General features: G+C 61.0%; 14 protein-coding genes. All 14 read left to right on the top strand.

The genetic code is table 11. The annotated features are described in order from the left end of the window. Positions 1-23: 23 nt before the first annotated feature. The 14 genes from flgH (at position 24) to J3P93_RS19915 (ending at position 19,713) form a co-directional block, all read left to right on the top strand. Positions 24-719 carry a flagellar basal body L-ring protein FlgH gene (flgH, locus tag J3P93_RS19980; RefSeq protein WP_042558188.1) on the top strand — a complete coding sequence of 232 codons (696 nt, stop codon included), beginning with the start codon at positions 24-26 and terminating at the stop codon, positions 717-719. A 27-nt stretch (positions 720-746) separates the two neighbouring features. Next, on the top strand, positions 747-1,835 hold the full coding sequence (locus J3P93_RS19975) for a flagellar basal body P-ring protein FlgI (protein WP_167359923.1): 1,089 nt from the start codon (positions 747-749) through the stop codon (positions 1,833-1,835). A gap of 11 nt (positions 1,836-1,846) precedes the next feature. Further along, entirely contained in the window at positions 1,847-3,166 is a 1,320-nt protein-coding gene (gene flgJ / locus J3P93_RS19970) for a flagellar assembly peptidoglycan hydrolase FlgJ (RefSeq protein WP_434591077.1), read from the top strand. A gap of 25 nt (positions 3,167-3,191) precedes the next feature. Continuing rightward, positions 3,192-5,237 (top strand): flagellar hook-associated protein FlgK, encoded by a 2,046-nt coding sequence (gene flgK, locus J3P93_RS19965; RefSeq protein WP_434591074.1) that lies wholly within the window; start codon positions 3,192-3,194, stop codon positions 5,235-5,237. 13 nt (positions 5,238-5,250) lie between these two features. Further along, positions 5,251-6,819 carry a flagellar hook-associated protein 3 gene (locus J3P93_RS19960; protein WP_434591071.1) on the top strand — a complete coding sequence of 523 codons (1,569 nt, stop codon included), beginning with the start codon at positions 5,251-5,253 and terminating at the stop codon, positions 6,817-6,819. Positions 6,820-6,927: 108 nt separating this feature from the next. Further along, positions 6,928-10,515, top strand: a complete 3,588-nt coding sequence (locus J3P93_RS19955; protein WP_434591068.1) for a glycosyltransferase — start codon at positions 6,928-6,930, stop codon at positions 10,513-10,515. Positions 10,516-10,668: 153 nt separating this feature from the next. Next, positions 10,669-12,603: a calcium-binding protein gene (locus J3P93_RS19950; RefSeq protein WP_434591065.1), complete on the top strand. Its 1,935-nt coding sequence runs from the start codon at positions 10,669-10,671 to the stop codon at positions 12,601-12,603. 822 nt (positions 12,604-13,425) lie between these two features. Beyond that, positions 13,426-14,199, top strand: a complete 774-nt coding sequence (gene rfbF, locus J3P93_RS19945) for a glucose-1-phosphate cytidylyltransferase (protein ID WP_434591062.1) — start codon at positions 13,426-13,428, stop codon at positions 14,197-14,199. After that, positions 14,181-15,263, top strand: coding sequence for a CDP-glucose 4,6-dehydratase (gene rfbG, locus J3P93_RS19940; protein ID WP_434591059.1), 1,083 nt, complete (start codon positions 14,181-14,183; stop codon positions 15,261-15,263). Before rfbF ends, rfbG begins: the two co-directional genes overlap by 19 nt. Continuing rightward, a complete protein-coding gene (locus tag J3P93_RS19935; RefSeq protein ID WP_434591057.1) occupies positions 15,260-15,820 on the top strand; it encodes a dTDP-4-dehydrorhamnose 3,5-epimerase family protein in 561 nt (186 codons plus the stop codon). The genes rfbG and J3P93_RS19935 overlap by 4 nt, the downstream gene beginning before the upstream one ends. After that, a complete protein-coding gene (locus tag J3P93_RS19930) occupies positions 15,817-17,043 on the top strand; it encodes a methyltransferase domain-containing protein (RefSeq protein WP_434591055.1) in 1,227 nt (408 codons plus the stop codon). The genes J3P93_RS19935 and J3P93_RS19930 overlap by 4 nt, the downstream gene beginning before the upstream one ends. Then, a complete protein-coding gene (locus J3P93_RS19925; RefSeq protein WP_434591053.1) occupies positions 17,040-17,891 on the top strand; it encodes an NAD-dependent epimerase/dehydratase family protein in 852 nt (283 codons plus the stop codon). The genes J3P93_RS19930 and J3P93_RS19925 overlap by 4 nt, the downstream gene beginning before the upstream one ends. Further along, positions 17,888-18,958 (top strand): class I SAM-dependent methyltransferase, encoded by a 1,071-nt coding sequence (locus tag J3P93_RS19920; RefSeq protein WP_434591051.1) that lies wholly within the window; start codon positions 17,888-17,890, stop codon positions 18,956-18,958. Before J3P93_RS19925 ends, J3P93_RS19920 begins: the two co-directional genes overlap by 4 nt. 17 nt (positions 18,959-18,975) lie before the next feature. Next, positions 18,976-19,713 (top strand): cephalosporin hydroxylase family protein, encoded by a 738-nt coding sequence (locus J3P93_RS19915; RefSeq protein ID WP_434591048.1) that lies wholly within the window; start codon positions 18,976-18,978, stop codon positions 19,711-19,713. The last annotated feature ends 49 nt before the right edge of the window (positions 19,714-19,762 follow it).

Here is a 19,762-nt window from a genome sequence, read left to right as displayed (position 1 = left end):
CAGCAACACCGTGAGGTAGGGTCATGAATCGCTTTGTATCTGTTCTGGCATTGAGTGGGGTCGTCTCGCTCGCGGGCTGCGTCGCTCCGACGCCCAAGCCCAATGACCCGTATTACGCCCCGGTGTTGCCGCGCACACCGTTGCCGGCTGCCGCCAACAACGGCTCGATCTATCAGGCCGGTTTCGAGCAGAACCTGTACAGCGACCGCAAGGCGTTCCGGGTCGGTGACATCATCACCATCACCCTGAACGAGCGCACCCAGGCGAGCAAGAATGCCAACTCGCAGATGGACAAGAACAGCGACAACAGCATCGGTCTGACCTCGTTGTTCGGCTCCAGCCTGACCACCAACAACCCGATCGGTGGCGGCGACCTGAGCCTGAACGCTGGCTACAGCGCCGACCGTTCGACCAAGGGTGACGCCAAGTCCGGACAGAGCAACAGCCTGACCGGTTCGATCACCGTGACCGTGGCCGACGTGTTGCCCAACGGCATCATCGCTGTGCGTGGCGAGAAGTGGCTGACCCTGAACACCGGTGACGAACTGGTGCGCATCGCCGGCATGGTCCGCGCCGATGACATCGCCACCGACAACACCGTGTCGTCGACTCGCGTTGCCGATGCACGCATCACCTACTCGGGTACCGGCGCGTTTGCCGATACGAGTCAGCCAGGCTGGTTCGACCGTTTCTTCCTCAGCCCGCTGTTCCCTTTCTAGGTGGCGACTTTGAATTTCAAGAGCCTTATGGTGGCCGCGTTGTTGATGTCGGCGGCCTTCAACGCCCACGCCGAGCGGCTGAAAGACATCGCCAGCATTTCCGGCGTGCGTTCCAACCAGTTGATCGGTTACGGCCTGGTGGTCGGGCTTAACGGCACCGGTGACCAGACGACGCAAACCCCGTTCACCCTGCAGACTTTCAACAACATGCTCTCGCAGTTCGGCATCAAGGTGCCGCCGGGATCGGGCAACGTGCAGTTGAAAAACGTCGCGGCGGTGTCGGTGAGTGCCGATCTGCCGGCGTTCGCCAAACCGGGTCAGCAGGTCGATATCACCGTTTCCTCGATCGGTAACTCCAAGAGCCTGCGTGGCGGCACCTTGCTGTTGACGCCGCTCAAGGGTATCGACGGCAACGTCTACGCGATCGCCCAAGGCAACCTGGTGGTCGGTGGTTTCGATGCCGAAGGTCGCGACGGTTCGAAGATCACTGTCAACGTTCCGTCGGCCGGTCGCATCCCTGGCGGTGCGTCGGTGGAACGCTCGGTGCCGAGCGGTTTCAACCAGGGCAACAGCCTGACGCTGAACCTCAACCGTTCCGACTTCACCACCGCCAAGCGCATCGTCGACAAGATCAATGACATGCTCGGCCCTGGCGTTGCGCAAGCCATCGACGGCGGTTCGATCCGCGTCACCGCGCCGCTCGATCCGAGTCAGCGCGTCGACTACCTGTCGATCCTGGAAAACCTCGAAGTCGATCCGGGTCAGGCGGTGGCGAAAGTCATCATCAATTCGCGTACCGGCACCATCGTCATCGGCCAGAACGTGAAAGTTTCGCCGGCCGCCGTAACCCACGGCAGCCTGACCGTGACCATCACCGAAGACCCGATCGTCAGTCAGCCGGGCCCGTTGTCCAACGGCCAGACCGCTGTGGTGCCGCGTTCGCGCGTGAATGCCGAGCAGGAAGCCAAGCCGATGTTCAAGTTCGGCCCGGGCACCACCCTCGACGAGATCGTGCGCGCGGTGAACCAGGTCGGCGCGGCACCGGGTGACTTGATGGCGATCCTGGAAGCCCTGAAGCAGGCCGGCGCGTTGCAAGCCGACCTGATCGTGATCTGAGGCCGGCCACCATGGATATGCGCAAAAGCGGTCTGGTCAGCAGCAGCGATTCGGGTTCGTACTCCGACCTCAATCGTCTGAACCAGCTCAAGGTCGGCGACAAGAACAGCGATGAAAACATGCGCAAGGTTGCGCAGGAATTCGAATCGCTGTTCCTTGGCGAGATGCTCAAGTCGATGCGTTCGGCCACCGATGCGCTCGGCCAGGACAACCCGCTGAACACGCCGGCCGCCAAGCAGTATCAGGAAATGTACGACCAGCAACTGGCGGTTTCCATGTCCCGCGAGGGCGGTGGTATCGGCCTGGCCGACGTGCTGATCCGGCAGATGTCGAAGAACAAACCGATGGCCCCGGGCGAAGCTGCTGCGGCGTCCGCCGCCAAGCAGCAGGAAGCGCTGGCCAAGGCGGCCGCGGTGCCGACGCCGATTGCCGCCGGCACCGTTGCTACCAACGGTCCGTTGTCACGGCTCAATGGCGAGCGGCCGTTGTGGGCGTCGCGTTCGGTGAATGCGCCGAACACCGACATTTCTCACCGCAACGACATGCAATTGATCAATCAGCGTCGCTTGGCTTTGCCGCCGAAACTGGCTGATCGTTTGCTCGCCGGGCTGGTGCCGTCTGCGCCTGCAACTGCAACTGCAGCTACGGCAGCGGTGGCGAGCAACGCCCTGCCACAACGTGCCGCGACCCCGGCCATCGCTGGTTCCGGCCCGCTGTACAACGGCGACTGGCTGGCCCGCGCCGAAGAACAGAAAGCGGCTGCTGGCGGGCAGATGCAGGTCTACGGTCGCGCCATGGCGCAGATTCCGCTGGCGCCGGCGAGAAAAGCCTTCAGCTCTGCCGACGAATTCGTCAACACCATGCTGCCAATGGCCAAGGAAGCCGCCGACCGGATCGGCGTCGATCCGCGTTATCTGGTGGCCCAGGCGGCGCTGGAAACCGGTTGGGGCAAATCGGTCATGCGCGCCCAGGACGGCAGCAGCAGCCACAACCTGTTCGGCATCAAGGCGAGCAGCAACTGGAAGGGCGATTCGGCCCGGGCGATCACCAGCGAATTCCGCAACGGTGCGATGGTCAAGGAGACGGCCGAGTTCCGTTCCTACGCCTCGTACAAGGACAGCTTCCACGATCTGGTGACGTTGCTGCAGAGCAACAATCGCTATCAAGAAGTGCTGAAGTCGGCCGATAACCCAGAACAGTTTGTACGCGAGTTGCAGAAGGCCGGTTACGCCACCGACCCGAACTACGCCAACAAGATTTCGCAAATTGCCAAGCAGATGAACAGTTTCGAAAACTACGCTGCGGCGGGTGTCTCCACCACGCCTTTATAAGGCACCAGGTAATAAGGTCTGAACCATGAGTTTGCTCAATATCGGGATGTCGGGACTGTCGGCCAGCCAGTCCTCTCTGGCCACGACAGGCAACAACATTGCCAACGTCGACACCGCCGGTTATTCACGTCAGCAAACTGTACAGGGCACCAAGTCGTCGCAGCAGTACGGCACCGTGTTCATCGGCACCGGCACGACCCTGGCCGACGTGCGCCGGGTGTACAACTCGTACCTGGAAAGCCAGCTGCACACGGCGACTTCGCTGGACAGCGAAGCGGCCTCGTTCCTGGCCCAGGCCACGCCGCTGGACGCGATGCTCTCGGACACCAACACCGGCCTGACCGGCGTGCTGCAGAAGTTCTTCACTTCGCTGCAGGGCGTGTCGACCTCGGCCACCGATGACACCTCGCGCCAATCGGTGCTGACCGGTGCGCAGGCGCTGAGCAGCCGTTTCAACACCATCGCCAAGCAACTCAACGACCAGAACACTACGATCAACGGCAGCCTGGGCGACATGACCGCCCAGGTGAACAAGCTGGCGACTTCGATTGCCAACCTGAACCAGAAGATCGGCGAGATTTCCACCAGCGGCGGTGCGCCGAACGACCTGCTCGACAGCCGTAATGAAGCGGTGCGCCAACTGTCGGTGCTGACCGGCGCCCAAGTGGTTGAGCGCGGCACCAGTTTCGATATCTACGTCGGCAGCGGCCAGCCCTTGGTGATCGGTAACACCACCAACACCCTGAACATGGTTGCCAGCAAAGACGATCCGTCGCGCATGGCCATTCAGATGGACCGCGGTTCGAGCACCATCGACATCACCTCGGTGATCAGCGGTGGCGAAATCGGTGGTCTGCTGACCTATCGCAAGGAAGTCCTCGACCCGTCGCTCAACGAGCTGGGTCGAGTGGCCCTGGTGGTCGCCGATCAGATCAACCGCCAGCAAGCCCAGGGCATCGACAAGAACGGTGACTTCGGCGCGGCGATTTTCAACAACATCAACAGTGCCGCGCTGATCAGTCAGCGCAGCATTGCCAAAGATGGTAACAGCGCCGGCTCCGGCAACCTCGATGTGACCATCAAGGACACCGGCAAGCTGACCACCAGCGATTATCAGGTCACGTTCACCAGCGCTACTGACTACACCGTCAAGCGTTCCGACGGCACCGACATGGGCGCGTTCAGCACCACGACCAACCCGCCACCCGTGATCGACGGTTTCAGCCTCGCACTCAACGGTGGCGCGTTGAGCGCCGGTGACTCGTTCAAAGTCACGCCGACCCGCAACGCAGCGGCGAGCATCCAGACGGTGCTCAGCGATCCGAAGAAAATCGCCGCCGCAGGTCCTTTGACCGGCGTGGCCAGCGCCAACGGTCTGGGCACTTACACCCAGCCGACGCTCAGCGACAAGATCGACATCTACAACCCGACCGCTCAAGCGGACATGCAGGCGGCGCTGAAGAATTCGACGCCGGTCAAACTGGTGTTTGGCGCGGCCAGCGGTGGCAGTCAGTCGTACAACCTGGTGGACGCCAAGGGCGCGACCATCGGTACCGGCACCATCGTTCCGGGCCAGTCGAACACCCTGAATCTGAAAGTCGGCATCGTCGATGCCAGCGGCAATCCGGTGCTGGATACGACCGTCACGCCGAACGTGCAGAAAACCTTCACCGTGCAAACCACCGTGGGCGGCACGCCGAAATCCGGCGAGACCTTCACCATGAACCTGACCGGTGCGGCGTCTTCGGACAACCGTAACGCGCAGGCACTGGTCGGCCTGCAAACCGCGCAGAGCGTCGACACCGGTTCGGCGAGCAAGGGCATCAGCCTGACTGACGCCTACAACAAATTGGTCACCAATGTCGGTACCAAGACTGCCCAGGGCAAGTCCGACAGCGCTGCAACCAGCGCGATTCTGGACAACGCCAAGGGCGCGCGCGATTCGTTGTCCGGGGTCAACCTGGATGAAGAAACCGGCAACCTGGTCAAATACCAGCAGTACTACACAGCGTCTTCGCAGATCATCAAAGCTGCGCAGGAAACTTTCGCCACGCTGATCAACAGCCTTTAAGGAGTCGTAATTCATGCGCATTTCCACCGCTCAGTATTACGGAACGCAAGCTTCGGACTATCAGCGTAACTTCAACAAGGCCGTTGCCACCGCCAGCGAGGCGAGCAGCCTGCAGCGCATCAACACCGCGGCGGATGATCCGATCGGTGCCGGGCGCTTGCTGCAACTGGGCCAGCAGGCCGCGATGCTTGATCAATACAAGACCAACGTCGACACCACCAAAAGCGCCTTGAACGTGCAAGAGTCGACCCTGGAGTCGATCACCACGGCGCTGGCGCGGGCCAAGGAACTGGCCCTGGCTGCCAACAACGGCACGATCACCGACAAGGACCGTCAGGCGTACGCTTCGGAAATGGGCGAGATCCAGCAACAAGTGCTGGGCTTGATGAATGCCAAGGACGCCAACGGCAACTACCTGTTCTCCGGTTCGAAAACCGACACCGCGCCATACTCGAAAAATGCCGACGGCACTTTCAGTTACAACGGCGACCAGACCACCATCAATCTGGGCATTGGCGACGGCATGACTGTCGGCACCAATACCACCGGTTGGGACGCCTTCCAGCAGACCATCAACACCGGTCGTACCAACACCAAAATGACCGCACCCGCTGTGGATGACGGCCGTGTCGTGCTGTCCAACGGCACTGTCGGCTCTGCTGCCGGCTACGACGCCAAATTCAGCGCCGGCCAGCCGTATACCATCGATTTCGTCAGCAGCACTCAGCTGAAGATCACCGACGCGTTAGGCAACGATGTCACTGCCGAGGCCAGCCAGAACGGCCTGATCAGCAACAGCAGCGGTGCCAACCAGACCGTCAGTTTCCGTGGTGTCGACCTCAAGTTGAACGTCAACCTCAAGGCCGGCGACACCAACCCGGACGCAGTCATTGCCGGGCACAGCTTCCAGCTGTCGACCACGCCTGATTCGTTCACTACCACGCGCAGCCCGGGCAATACCTCGACGTCGGTGATCACCGGTTCGACCATCACCGACCAGGCTGCGTATACCGCCGCATTCCCGCAGGGTGGGGCAGTCCTCAAGTTCACCAGCGCGACCGATTTCGATCTGTACGCAGCGCCAGTGACCGCCGACAGCAAGCCGGTATCCTCGGGCACCGTGGTCGGTGGCAACGCGACCGCTGCCGGTGTGACCTTCGCCCTCGGCGGTACACCAGCGACTGGCGATCAGTTCTCGATCCAGCCGAACAATCACCAGACCCAGAACGTGCTCGACACCCTGGGCCAGATGATCACGGCGCTGAACACCCCGGTCGATGGCGATCCGGTTGCCAAGCAGAAATTGCAGGGCGCGATGGAGGCGGGCCTCGGCAACATCGACGCCGCCGCCAATCAGATCGGCACCGCCGTCACCACCATCGGTGCGCGCGGCCAGGCACTGGACATGCAAGCGATCACCAACGACAGCCTGAGCACGGCGAACACCACGACCCAAGGCTCGATCCGCGATTCCGATCCGGCCGAAGTCATGACGCGCCTGACCTTGCAGCAGACCATGCTGCAAGCCTCGCAACTGGCGTTCAGCAAGATCAGCCAGTTGGGTCTGTTCAACAAGATCTGACGGGCAGCGGGCGCGTAAGCGCCCGCTGACCTTGTCCCTCTGTTAATGATTTTTGCGGTACCAAGGGCTCGTTTTTCCGAGCGGGCTCGTACCGCCTGTGAGCCCGCCGTGAATTCACTCCCCCTCGTCAGCATTGCCATTCCTGCGTTCAATCCGCGTTTTTTCGAGCGGACGTTGAACAGTGCCGTCAGCCAGACTTACAGCAATCTCGACATCGTCGTGTGCGATGACAGTCGTGGTGACGAGATCATGGACATCGTCAGGCTGGTCAGGGAGCAAACCGGGGCCCAGGTGCGCTACGTTCGCAACCCGCAGACCCTGGGGCTGGTGGGCAATCTGAAGGTCTGCCTCGAGCAGGCGCGCGGCGAGTTCATCAAATTCCTGTGTGACGATGACCTGCTCTATTCGGCCTGCATCGAACAGCAAGCCCATGAGTTACAGCGCGAAGAAGTCAGTCTGGTGATCGCTCAACGGCTGCTGTGGGACGCCAACGACATCATTCTGCCGGCCCGTCTGGAAAACAGCTCGCTATCACCCGTGAGCGCGTTGCTCAAAGGCGACGATGTGCTGAGCATTTTCGAAAAATTCCCGGTCAACGTCCTCGGCGGCTTCAGCAGTGCGTTGTTCCGGCGTGCCGATGTCGCCGAATTGTTGCCGGCGCTCACTGAAGAGGGTGCATGTTTCGTTGCGACCCTGGATTTTGCCTTGTATGTCTGTCTGCTGCGACGCGGCAACATGGTGACGTCCAACAATGTTCTGAGCGCCGAGCGACTTTACCCTGAGCGTTTGAGCGCGCAGCAACCGATGAAGGATGCTGCCGAGGTTGAGCGCGAGTGGCTTTCGCAAATGCTCAAAGTGCGCAGCGGCGAGTCGGCGCCCGCGAAGGGCTGGGTTCGCTACGTGCGACTGACCAAGGCCGACGAGTTGCCTCGCGTTTGGGACGAACTGCCGCTGAGCCGTACCTTGGGTACCAAGCAAAGCCGCCAGGAAATGGGCGTGGGTGTCGACAGCTTCAGTTTCGGCGAGCTCTATGCGCAGTGGCTGGCGTGTCGGGTGCTGACCGAGACGCAGCGTCAATGGTTACCGGAAACACTCGCAGGCTGGCCGCAGCAGCCGAGAATCGTGCCGATCGTCATTGATGCGCAGGGTAGCCGCAACGGGCTCGAGCGCACCCTGCAAGCGCTCGCTGCCCAGGACTATCCGCCGGAGCTGGTGTTGGTACTGTCCGTCGCCTGTACCGAAGCGCAGTTGCAGGATCGGGTATTCCACATGCCGTTGCAGGATGACGGTCTGGAGCAGATCAATACGCTGTTGCCGCAACTCGAAGGCGCCGACTGGTTCTATCTGCTGCAACCGGGAGATCGCCCGGTGGCACCGGCATTGCTGGTGATGGCCGATCGCATCGCGCATTCGCGGTCGATGACGTGTCTGTACAGCGATGAAGGCAGCCTGCGCGACGGCGAATCGGCGGAGCCGGCGTTCAAACCGGACTTCAACCTCGACCTCATGCGCAGTTATCCATACGTCGGCCGAGCGCTGGCATTCCAGCGCGAGCGCTTCCTCGCGCTCGGTGGGTTTGCGTCGACGTACGCCGAGCTGGCGCCACACGACATGCTCTGGCGGATGGCCGAAAGCGATGGTCTGCACGTCATTGGTCATGTCGCTGAAGTGCTGCTGGAGTCGAAGTTCGACCTGTCGCAATGGCTCACCGAGCCTGGCGTGGTGGAGCAAAGTCCGCGCATTCTCGAGACGCATCTGCAGCGCCTCGGCATTGCTCATGAAATCCGCCAGAACGGGCCGCTCAATCGTGTCGACTACCGCCACGCGCAGCGCCCTCTGGTGTCGGTGATCATCGTCACTCAGGACCAGACTGCCGCCTTGCAGCGCTGTGTCGAAACGCTGCTGGAGAAAACCGCCTACACCGAGTACGAATTGCTCCTGGTCGACAACGGCAGCGAAAGCGCCGAAGCGCTGGCGTGGCTGGACGGCATGGCGCAGCTGGGCAGCGACCGGATTCGCGTGCTGCGGTGTGCGCAAAGGGACAATGCCGCTGCCGTGCACAACTTCGCCGCACGCCAGGCGCGCGGTGAGTATGTGCTGCTGCTCAATGCCTTTGCGGTGATCACCCAGGCCGACTGGCTCGACGAACTGCTCAATCATGCACAACGCCCTGAAGTCGGGGTGGTTGGCGCCAAGCTGTTCAACCCGGACGGTGGCGTGCTGCACGCCGGTCTGATCCTGGGGCTGAATGGGCCGGCGGGACTGCCGTTCTATGGCCAGCCGATGCAGGCGGATGGATATATGCACCGGCTGCAGGCTGTGCATGACCTGAGCGCGGTCGGTGGCGATTGCCTGATGATTCGCAAATCGGTATTCGAGGCGGCCGGCGGTCTTGATGAGCAGGATTTCAAGCAAACGCTCAGTGTCGTAGATCTGTGTCTGCGCATCGGCCGCGACGGTTATCTGGTGGTGATGAACCCGCACGCCGTGCTGGCGGTGGGCACTCAACCGGTTATTGCGGCGACGGAGCAAGAGCAAGCGCAGCACGCCGAGGAGAAGGACACCTTTTATCAGCGCTGGCTGCCACTGGTTGCGCGCGATCCGGCGTATAACGTCAACCTGACGTTGCAGGGCGTTGGCGCCACCAACTTCAGCCTTGAACCGGGCCTGCGTACCGGCTGGAGCGCCTTCTCCAAGGCACAACTGCCGAACGTGCTCGCGGTCCCGATCAACGCTTCTGCCATCGGTCACTATCGCATGAGTCAGCCATTGATCGAGCTGGAAGCAGCCAACCGCGTGGAAGGGCGCATCTGTTACGGCTTGCCATCGATCATTGATATCGAGCGTCAGGCGCCCGATGTGATCGTCCTGCAGGGGCGCTACTCGGAGCACGCCATCGATGAAATCCCGCCGCTGAAGAAATTCTTCAATGCCCGACGGATTTTCGAGCTCGACGACTATGTGATCGACGTTCCCCATCGCAATGCACACATTCGCAATATGCCGGGCAAGTCAGACATGGAGCGCATGGTTCGCCGGGCGATCGGCCTGTGCGATCGTGTGGTGGTCTCGACTGCGCCCCTGGCCAACGCGCTATCTGACATGCATCACGACATTCGCGTGGTGCCGAACATGTTGGCCAGGGATCTGTGGGGACACCTGCGCAGCCAGCGCCGCACCTCGAAAAAACCGCGTGTCGGCTGGGGTGGCGGCACCAGTCACCATGGCGATCTGGCGGTAATTGCCGAGGTGGTGCGCGAACTGGCCAACGAAGTCGACTGGGTGTTCTTCGGTATGTGCCCGGATGACTTGCTGCCGTACATGCACGAATTTCACGGTGTGATTCCCCTGGATGTGTATCCGGCAAAACTGGCCAGCCTGAACCTTGACCTGGCGTTGGCGCCGCTCGAGTTCCACATCTTCAATGACTGCAAGAGCAACCTGCGCCTGCTGGAATACGGCGCCTGCGGCTACCCGGTAGTCTGCACCGACACCGAGGCCTATCGCGGCTACTTGCCGTGCACACGGGTCAAGACCAACACGACCGATGAATGGCTGCAAGCGATCCGCATGCATCTGGCTGATCCGGATGCCAGCTACCGCATGGGCGATGAATTGCGTGAAGTGGTGCTGCGCGACTACGTGCTGCGCGGCGATAACCTGCGGCATTGGGAATACGGCTGGCTGGCAGATTGATCTGTCGCAAGGCTTCATTTGAGGCGATCTCTCGGGTCGCCTTTTTTACAGGATCAACGATTTGTTCGAGTCGATCAGGCGAGGGAATGCGCGCTGGACAGGCAATGCCCGCACTGACGGATCCGGTTTCAACAACAACGCAAGGAAGATGTGATGACAGTCGTGAATGGAACGAGTGAAGCGGACATCCTGTCGGGCACCGACGGCAATGACCAACTCTATGGACTGGAGTCGGATGATGTCCTGCTGGCAAGTACGGGATCGGATGAGCTTGATGGCGGGGACGGCTTCGACACTGCGAATTACTACGCAATAACCTCTGGAATCAACGTCGAACTGGCCGAGGGTGCGACCACCGTCGCCGGCCCCGACGGCAAGCTCGATACGCTGGTGTCCGTTGAGAAGATCGTCGGGACCTTTTCCAACGATACGTTCAGCAGTTCGCTAGCCGGCGTGACGCTGGAAGGCAGCAGCGGTGACGATGTCTACATCGTCAGCGCTGAAGACGTGACCATCGTCGAGGAAGACTGGGGTGGCTACGACGAACTGCGCACCAGCCTCAACAGCATCAAGATGGCTGGCTTCGTCGAGAAGCTGACCTTCACGGGGACCGGTGATTTCAAGGCTTACGGCAGTGACACCGACAACGAGATCATCGCGGGCGCCGGTAACGACTGGCTGTGGGGTGGTGATGGTGCCGATCATTTTGTCGGGGGAGACGGTTACGACACCGTCAGCTACAGCGACAGCCTTGAAGGGGTGCGAGTCGAAGACTTCGCCAACTACGACGGCCTGACCATCGCCTATGGCGATATGTTCACCGGCATCGAAGCGCTTCAGGGGTCGGGCTTCGATGATGTGATTTATCGTCACAAGGACTCGATGAGCATTGATGGTGCGCAGGGTTACGACACTGTGAGTTACCGCTACGCCTTCGACGTAGCCAATGTCGTGATCGGCAATGGCAGCAACCTCGCTGGTGACACGCTGCTCAACGTGGAAGAGGTTATCGGTACCTCAGGCGCAGATCGTTTTGTCGTCAATGCCGGTGGTGTGAAGGTGGCTGGCGGTATCGGTGATGACGTTTATACGATCAACAGCACCGGTGTGACTGTCGAAGAAGACGACAGCTTCATGGGCGGTACCGATCATGTATACACCAGCCTGTCGGAGTTGAGGCTGAGTGCGTTCGTTGAGCGATTGACCTATACCGGCAGCAGCGATTTCACCGGCTACGGCAATGACGGGGACAACACGATCGTTTCCGGGGCCGGGAACGATGTGCTGCTCGGCGGGGCGGGGGCCGATAACTTCGAAGGTGGCGCGGGTATCGACATCGTCAGCTATGACGACAGTGCTGAAGGCTTGAGCGCCTCGCTGAACTGGGGCGCACAGAGCGGTATCGCCTTCCATGACGTCTATATCGACATCGAAGGCCTGCGCGGCAGCCAGTTCAATGATGTTCTGGAAGGGGAGTGGGGCGACAACGTCCTTGAAGGCGGTGGTGGTGACGACCAGATTCAGGGTGGCGAAGGCAACGATCATATCTACGGTGGTCTGGCGTCCGGTCTCGATGCAGCCGGGCAGTCCGACACCTTGTTTGGTGGCTTGGGCGATGACGTCATCCTGGCTGCGCGCGACGGTCTGTTTACCTGGGTCAGTGGCGATGAAGGCAATGACAACATTACCCTCGGACGGGGCGTGGCCTATGGTGGGCAGGGGAACGACGTGTTGATCTTCAACGACGCCGGCCCGTCGAGCCTGGGCAGCAGCGGGTTTGGCGAACAGGGCGATGATACCTATGTGGTGAACACGTCGGCGTTGGTGACGATCAAGGATGAAGGGCTGGACGCCAATGACACGCTGATTCTGAACATGATCGCTGACGCCAGTCAGTTGAGCGTGACCCGTGTAGGCGATGATGTTTATCTGCACAGTGCCAATGACGGTAGCAGTGGCGTGCCGGACCATGGTGTGCGGCTGGTGGACTGGTATGCGGGGTTTGCCACCATCGAGCATGTTCAGACGGCCGATGGTCAGGTCTTTGAGCTGCCTGCGGGTGGTGATGGGTTTGCCATGTTCGGGTAGTTGTCGGGGGCTTTGAAAAGAGGGATGAATCTTTGGGTTCGTCCCTTTTTTCGTTTTGGCCTTGGCGGCGTCTGGGCCGACCAGGCGCTTGGGTTTTTGGGTGAATATCCGTTTTTTTTGGTGTGGCGGCTGGCGGTTTCGCCCTTACGGCGAGTCACCTTTTTCAGACGCCAAAAAGGTAACCCAAAACGCTTGCTCCTGCGTTCGGCCCTCGCAGGCTCGGGTCCCTTCGCTGCGGGATCGATCCGGGCGCAGCGGCTACGGTTTGCTTCGCTGCACCTCCTTCCGCTGTGTCTGGCTACGCCAGACGGTCGCTGCGCTCCCACGCCCGGATCGGTCCCTCCACTCAGCCTTCCGACGTCGCCGGTGACGCAAGATCAAGAGCACTCGAGCTGGCGCTCATTGTTGAGTGGTTAGAAGCGCCGCATGGCTTGAGATTTTCGGTGGACGCGCCCCTCATCGGAACGCCGCCCGCCCAGCCCTCTCCCGAGGGAGAGGGAGCCGATTTGTGAGCCGTTCAAGACTTGAGTTCGACTCGGTATTTCGAGTCGGCGTAGTCCTCGCATCCACCGCGGTCAGTCCCCTCTCCCCTTGGGAGAGGGTTAGGGTTAGGGTGAGGGGCTTTTGATTTTGCTCTGGCTGGTGTTCATCGTTGCCAGTGATTTGGAGCTGGCGCGTTTCCTGCAAGTCCCCCTCAAATCGCCATAAAACGAGCGCTCGCGGTTATTTCACCTGAGCCCGGAACGGCAAAAGGTGTCGCCGCAAGGCCCGCAACGCTCAACAAAGCCATGCGCAGCCCGGTGCAGAACAAGAGGGGAGACGATGAAGGCAGTAATTTTGGCGGGTGGCCTCGGCACGCGCATCAGTGAAGAGTCGCACCTCAAGCCCAAGCCGATGATCGAGATTGGCGGCAAGCCAATTCTCTGGCACATCATGAAGCAGTATTCCGCCCATGGAATCCACGACTTCGTCATTTGCCTGGGCTACAAGGGCTATGCGATCAAGGACTTCTTCGCCAATTACTTCCTGCATACCTCTGACGTCACCTTCAACATGCGCGAAAATCGCATGGACGTGCACCAGAACTACAGCGAGCCGTGGAGCGTCACCCTGATCGACACCGGTGAGGAAACCATGACCGGCGGCCGTCTGTTGCGCGCCGGCCGTTACCTGCAGGATGAAGAAGCGTTCTGCTTCACCTATGGCGATGGCGTTTCCGATATCAACATTGTTCAACTGGTCGACTACCACAAAGCCCACGGGCGTCTGGCGACCGTCACCGCGGTGCAGCCGCCGGGCCGTTACGGCGCCCTTGAGCGTCAAGGCGATCAAGTGCTGGGCTTCACCGAAAAACCCCGCGGCGATGGGGGCTGGATCAATGGCGGCTTCTTCGTGCTCTCGCCAAAGGTGTTGCCGTACATCGCCGATGACGCCACTACCTGGGAAGCTGAGCCTTTGGCGCGTCTGGCCGCGGACGAACAGTTGAAAGCTTTCGAACACGAAGGTTTCTGGCATCCGATGGACACCCTGCGCGACAAGAATCATCTCGAAGCACTGTGGCAGAGCGGGGAGGCCCCATGGAAGCAATGGGCCTGAGTGCGGAGTTCTGGCGCGGTAAACGCGTTCTGGTCACCGGACACACCGGTTTCAAAGGTAGCTGGCTGACCCTGTGGCTGCAAAGCCTCGGCGCGCAAGTCAGCGGCTTTTCGCTGGACCCGTCGACCGAGCCGAGCCTGTTCCAACTGGCGCGGGTCAGCGAGGGCATCAACGATCAGCGCGGTGATTTGCGTGACCTCGGCGCCTTGCTGGAAATCATTGCCGACACCGAGCCGGAGATCGTTCTGCACCTGGCCGCGCAGCCGTTGGTGCGTGAAGGCTATCGCGATCCGCTCGGCACGTATTCCAGCAACGTCATGGGCACGCTGAACCTGCTCGAAGCGATTCGTCAGGTCGGTGGCGTGCGCGCCTGCGTGCTGGTGACCACCGACAAGGTCTACGCCAACAATGAATGGCTGTGGCCGTATCGTGAAGACGAAGCCCTCGGTGGTCACGACCCGTATAGCAGCAGCAAGGCCTGTTGCGAGCTGTTGGCGCAGTCCTACGCCGCATCGTTCTTCCCGGCGGACAAGCACGCCGAACACGGTCTGGCCTTGGCCACCGCGCGCGCTGGCAACGTGCTGGGCGGCGGTGATTTTGCCCCGGAGCGCCTGATTCCCGACGTGCTCAAAGCCTGGAGTGCAGACGAGCCGGTAACCTTGCGTTACCCGCAAGCCGTGCGTCCGTGGCAGCACGCGCTGGAGCCGCTGGCCGGTTATTTGCAATTGGCCGCTGGCCTTTATGAGCAAGGCCCGGAGTACGCCGGCGCGTGGAATTTCGGCCCCGGGGAGGCGGACATGTGCAGCGTCGGCGAAGTCGTCGAATTGCTCGCCAGCCGTTGGCCGCAGGCACGCGGTCTGCGCATTGAAAAAAGCGAGCTGCATGAAGCCGGTCTGCTGCGTCTGGACAGCAGCCGCGCCCGCCAGTTGCTCGGCTGGCAGCCACGCTGGACTTTGCAGCAATGCCTGACCCAGACCCTCGACTGGCATCTGGCGTGGCAGAACGGCGATGACATGCGCAACGTCACCCTCGGCCAGCTGAAACTGTACCGAGGCGCGCTGTGAGCGAGTTCTCCCTTGAGGCGTTGCCACTGGCCGGGCTGTTCAACGTCCGGCACAAACGTTTCGAAGACCAGCGCGGGCACTTCGCCCGGCTGTTCTGCGAGGGCAGTCTGAGCGCGTTCGGTAGCGAGTTTCATATCCGCCAGATCAACCATTCCTGCACCCGCGAGAAGGGCAGTGTACGTGGGCTGCATTACCAGAATGCCAACGCCCCGGAAGCCAAACTGATCACCTGCCTGCGCGGCGAAGTCTGGGACGTGGCAGTGGATTTGCGCCCGGATTCAGAGACGTTTCTGCACTGGCATGCCGAGCATCTGAAGGCTGGCGATGGCCGCAGTCTGCTGATTCCGGCCGGTTTTGCCCATGGCTTTCAGACACTGACTGAAGACGCCGAACTGCTTTACCTGCACAGCGCCGATTACGCGCCGGAGCATGAGGGCGGTCTGTCGGTGAACGATCCGCGGCTGGCGATTGCCTGGCCGCTGCCTGTCAATAATTTGTCAGCGCGGGATTCCAGCCATCCCGCGCTCGATCAACACTTTGCTGGAGTGCGTCTATGAACTGCCGTGGGTGCGCTGCACCGCTGAGCCTGCCGCTGATCGACCTCGGCACCTCGCCACCGTCCAATGCCTATGTGCATGCCGATCGCCTGGAGCAGGCTGAGCAGTGGGTGCCGCTCAAAGTCGCCGTGTGTCAGCAATGCTGGCTGGTACAGACCGAGGATTACACCCGCGCCGACAGCCTGTTCGACGCCGAGTACGCCTATTTCAGTTCGTTTTCCAGCACCTGGCTGACCCACGCTGAGCGTTATGTTGCCGAGATGGTCGAACGCTTCGGTCTCCACGCCGACAGCCGCGTAGTCGAAGTCGCCGCCAACGACGGCTACTTGCTGCAATACGTCGCCGCACGCGGCATTGCCTGCCTGGGCGTCGAGCCGACCCGCAGCACCGCGCAGGCGGCACGCGAAAAAGGCCTGGAGATTCGTGAACTGTTTTTCGGTCGTGACACCGCTGCGCAGCTGCAAAGCGAAGGCTGGGGCGCCGACCTGATGGCGGCCAACAACGTGCTCGCCCACGTGCCGGACATCAACGATTTCCTCGGCGGATTTGCCACACTGCTCAAGCCGAGCGGCGTCGCTACCTTCGAATTTCCGCAATTGCTGACACTGATGGCCGGCGCGCAGTTCGACACGCTGTATCACGAACATTATTCCTACCTGTCGCTGACCGCCGTGCAGACTTTGTGCGAGCGCAATGGCCTGGAAGTCTTCGACGTCAGCCAGTTGAGCACCCATGGCGGCTCGCTGCGGGTGTTCGTGCAGCGCAAGGACGGCGAGCGCCGAGCGGTACAACCGGCCGTTCAGCAACAATTGCAGGCCGAACTCGACGCCGGGGTGAAAACCGCCGAGTACTACGCAACCCTCGCGCCCGCCGCTGAGCGCATCAAGCATGAACTGCTGCGCTTTCTGTTGCAGGCCAAGGCCGAGGGCAAACGGGTGGTCGGTTACGGCGCGGCCGCCAAGGGCAATACCTTGCTCAATTACGCCGGGGTCAAGCCTGACTTGCTCGCTTGGGTAGCGGATGCCAACCCGCACAAGCAGGGCAAATTTCTGCCGGGCAGCCGCATTCCGATTGTGGCGCCGGCGCAGATCGACATCGACAAGCCGGATTACGTACTGGTGCTGCCGTGGAACCTGCTGCACGAAGTCAGTCAGCAACTGGCGCAGGTTCGTCAGTGGGACGGGCGCTTCGTGATCGCCGTGCCTGAGTTGAAAGTGCTGTGAAGGTGCTGGTCACGGGCGCCACGGGGTTTGTCGGACGGCATCTGGTTGCCGCGTTGCTGGCACGCGGCTGCGAAGTGCGCGCGGTGGCGCGTAATGCGCAAACCGCGCAAGGCATGCCGTGGATCAACGACGTCGAGTTCGTCGCCGCGGATATTCATGCTGCCGATCTTGGTGTCAGCGCGTTGACCGCTGGCATCGATGCCCTGGCGCATCTGGCCTGGCCGGGTTTGCCGAACTATCGGGCGCTGTTCCATTTCGAGCACAACCTGATGGCCGATTATCGCTTTATCAAAAGCGCGGTCGAGGCCGGCGTAAAGCAGGTGCTGGTCACCGGTACCTGCTTCGAATATGGCATGCAAAGCGGCCCGCTCAGTGAAACAACCGAGCCTCGCCCGAGTAATCCGTACGGACTGGCCAAGCATACGCTGCACCTGTTTCTGCAGAATCTGCAGCAGGAACGGTCGTTCACCCTGCAATGGGCGCGGTTGTTCTATCTGCACGGTGAAGGGCAGAACCCCAACAGCCTGCTCGCGGCACTGGACCGGGCGATCGATGCCGCTGAGGCGTCATTCAACATGTCGGCCGGTGAGCAGTTGCGCGATTTTCTACCGATCGAAAAGGCAGCCGGTTACCTCGCCGCAATCGTGCAAAAACCGCATTTCAACGGTGTGATCAATTGCGCCAGCGGCCAAGCGGTTTCGGTGCGCGCGCTGGTTGAGCAGCGTCTACGCGAACGCGGCGCGACGATCGAATTGAACCTTGGTCATTACCCTTATCCGAGCCACGAACCGCTGGCGTTCTGGGCGGTGACCGAGCGCTTGCAACAGTTACTGGGAGAGCCGCAATGAGGCACGAGTTGTATCGGGTCACCGACCTGCCGGTGTTGCAGAATCGCACCTTTGCCGACGCGGATTCGGCGCAGGCGTCGGCGAGTGCCGACATGCTGTTGGTGCAGGACGAGCACAGCGGTCTGATCTTCAATGCCGCGTTCGATGCCGACAAGCTCAACTACGACGCCGATTACCAGAACGAGCAGGCGCATTCCGGCCAGTTCCAGAAGCACTTGAATGACGTCGAAGGCATTATCGCCAGGCACTTCAAGGGCCGGGAACTGATCGAGGTCGGTTGCGGCAAGGGCTATTTCCTCGAACTGCTCAAGGGCCAGGGCTACTCGATCACCGGCATTGACCCGGCTTACGAAGGCGAGAACGCCGACGTGATCAAGGCGCCGTTTACTCGCGGCCTGGGGCTGGCCGCCGATGCCATCGTTCTGCGCCATGTGCTGGAGCATATTCAGGACCCGGTGAGCTTCCTCACCGTGATCGCCGAGGCCAATCAGGGCGGGCAGATCTACATCGAGGTGCCGTGCTTCGACTGGATTCTCGAACACAAGGCCTGGTTCGATCTGTTCTATGAGCACGTCAATTATTTCCGCCTCGATGACCTGCGCCGTCTGTTCGGCAGCGTGCACGAGGCTGGTCATCTGTTCGGTGGCCAATACCTGTACATCGTCGCTGACCTGGCAACCTTGCGCCTGACTCCGCAGCAACCGGTGCCGCGCCTGACGTTGCCGGATGGCTTCACCGCCAGCCTCGACCGCGCGGTGCAGATCATTCAGTCCGCCCCCGAGCAGGGCTCGGCGATCTGGGGCGCTTCGTCCAAAGGTGTGATCTATTCGCTGTTCCTGCAACGTGCCGGTGTCGCGGTGGACCGCGTCGTCGATATCAACCCGGCCAAGCAGGGGCGGTATCTGCCGTTGAGCGGTGCGCGGGTGTCTTCGCCGCAAGAGGCGATGGATGCGCTGCCCGAAGGCGCCAACCTGTTTGTGATGAATTCCAATTACCTCGAAGAGATCAAGCGGATGACCGGTGGACGCTACGTCTATCACGCCGTCGACAGCGCTTCGTTCCAGTGACCCTTGAGATGACCAACATGACCGACCACAGCATCAACCAAGCCTTCGAAGCCGAGTGCCGCGAGCAGATCGCCCAGCAGGGTGACGACCCGAAACTGACCGGCCTTGCCCGTGATTTCTTCAACGAATCGGCCCGGCACAAATACAGCTACCACTTTTCATGGATGGGCCGCCCGATCATCCAGCTGCCACAAGACATGATGGCCATGCAGGAGATCATCTGGCAGGTCAAACCGGATCTGGTCATCGAGTGCGGCATCGCCCACGGCGGATCGATCATCTACTACGCCTCGTTGCTGGAACTGCAAGGTCACGGCGAAGTGTTGGGTATCGACCTTGATATTCGTGCGCACAACCGCGAAGCGATCGAAAGCCATCCGATGGCCAAGCGCATCAAGATGATCGAAGGCTCGAGTATCGATGCAGGCATCGCCGCCCAGGTGCAAGCGGCGGCCAAGGGCAAAAAAGTCATTCTGGTGCTCGACTCCAACCACACCCACGATCACGTCCTCGAAGAGCTGCGTCTCTACGCACCGCTGGTGTCGGTCGACAGCTATTGCGTGGTGATGGACACCGTGGTCGAAGACATGCCGGCCGATTTCTTCCCGGATCGCCCGTGGGGCCCGGGTGACAACCCGAAAACCGCCGTCTGGAAATACCTGGAGGAAAACCAGGATTTCGAGATCGACCAGCAGTTGCAGAACAAGCTGCTGATCACCGTGGCGCCGGACGGCTATCTGCGTCGCGTTCGTTAATTCGCAACATCCCCCAAGCGTTATCTCGGCGAGTCGCCGGTTGTGGAGA

It is taken from the genome of Pseudomonas sp. R3-57, from assembly GCF_051132065.1.
In the GTDB taxonomy this organism is placed as follows: domain Bacteria; phylum Pseudomonadota; class Gammaproteobacteria; order Pseudomonadales; family Pseudomonadaceae; genus Aquipseudomonas.
This window is presented reverse-complemented; position numbering and strand designations above follow the sequence as displayed.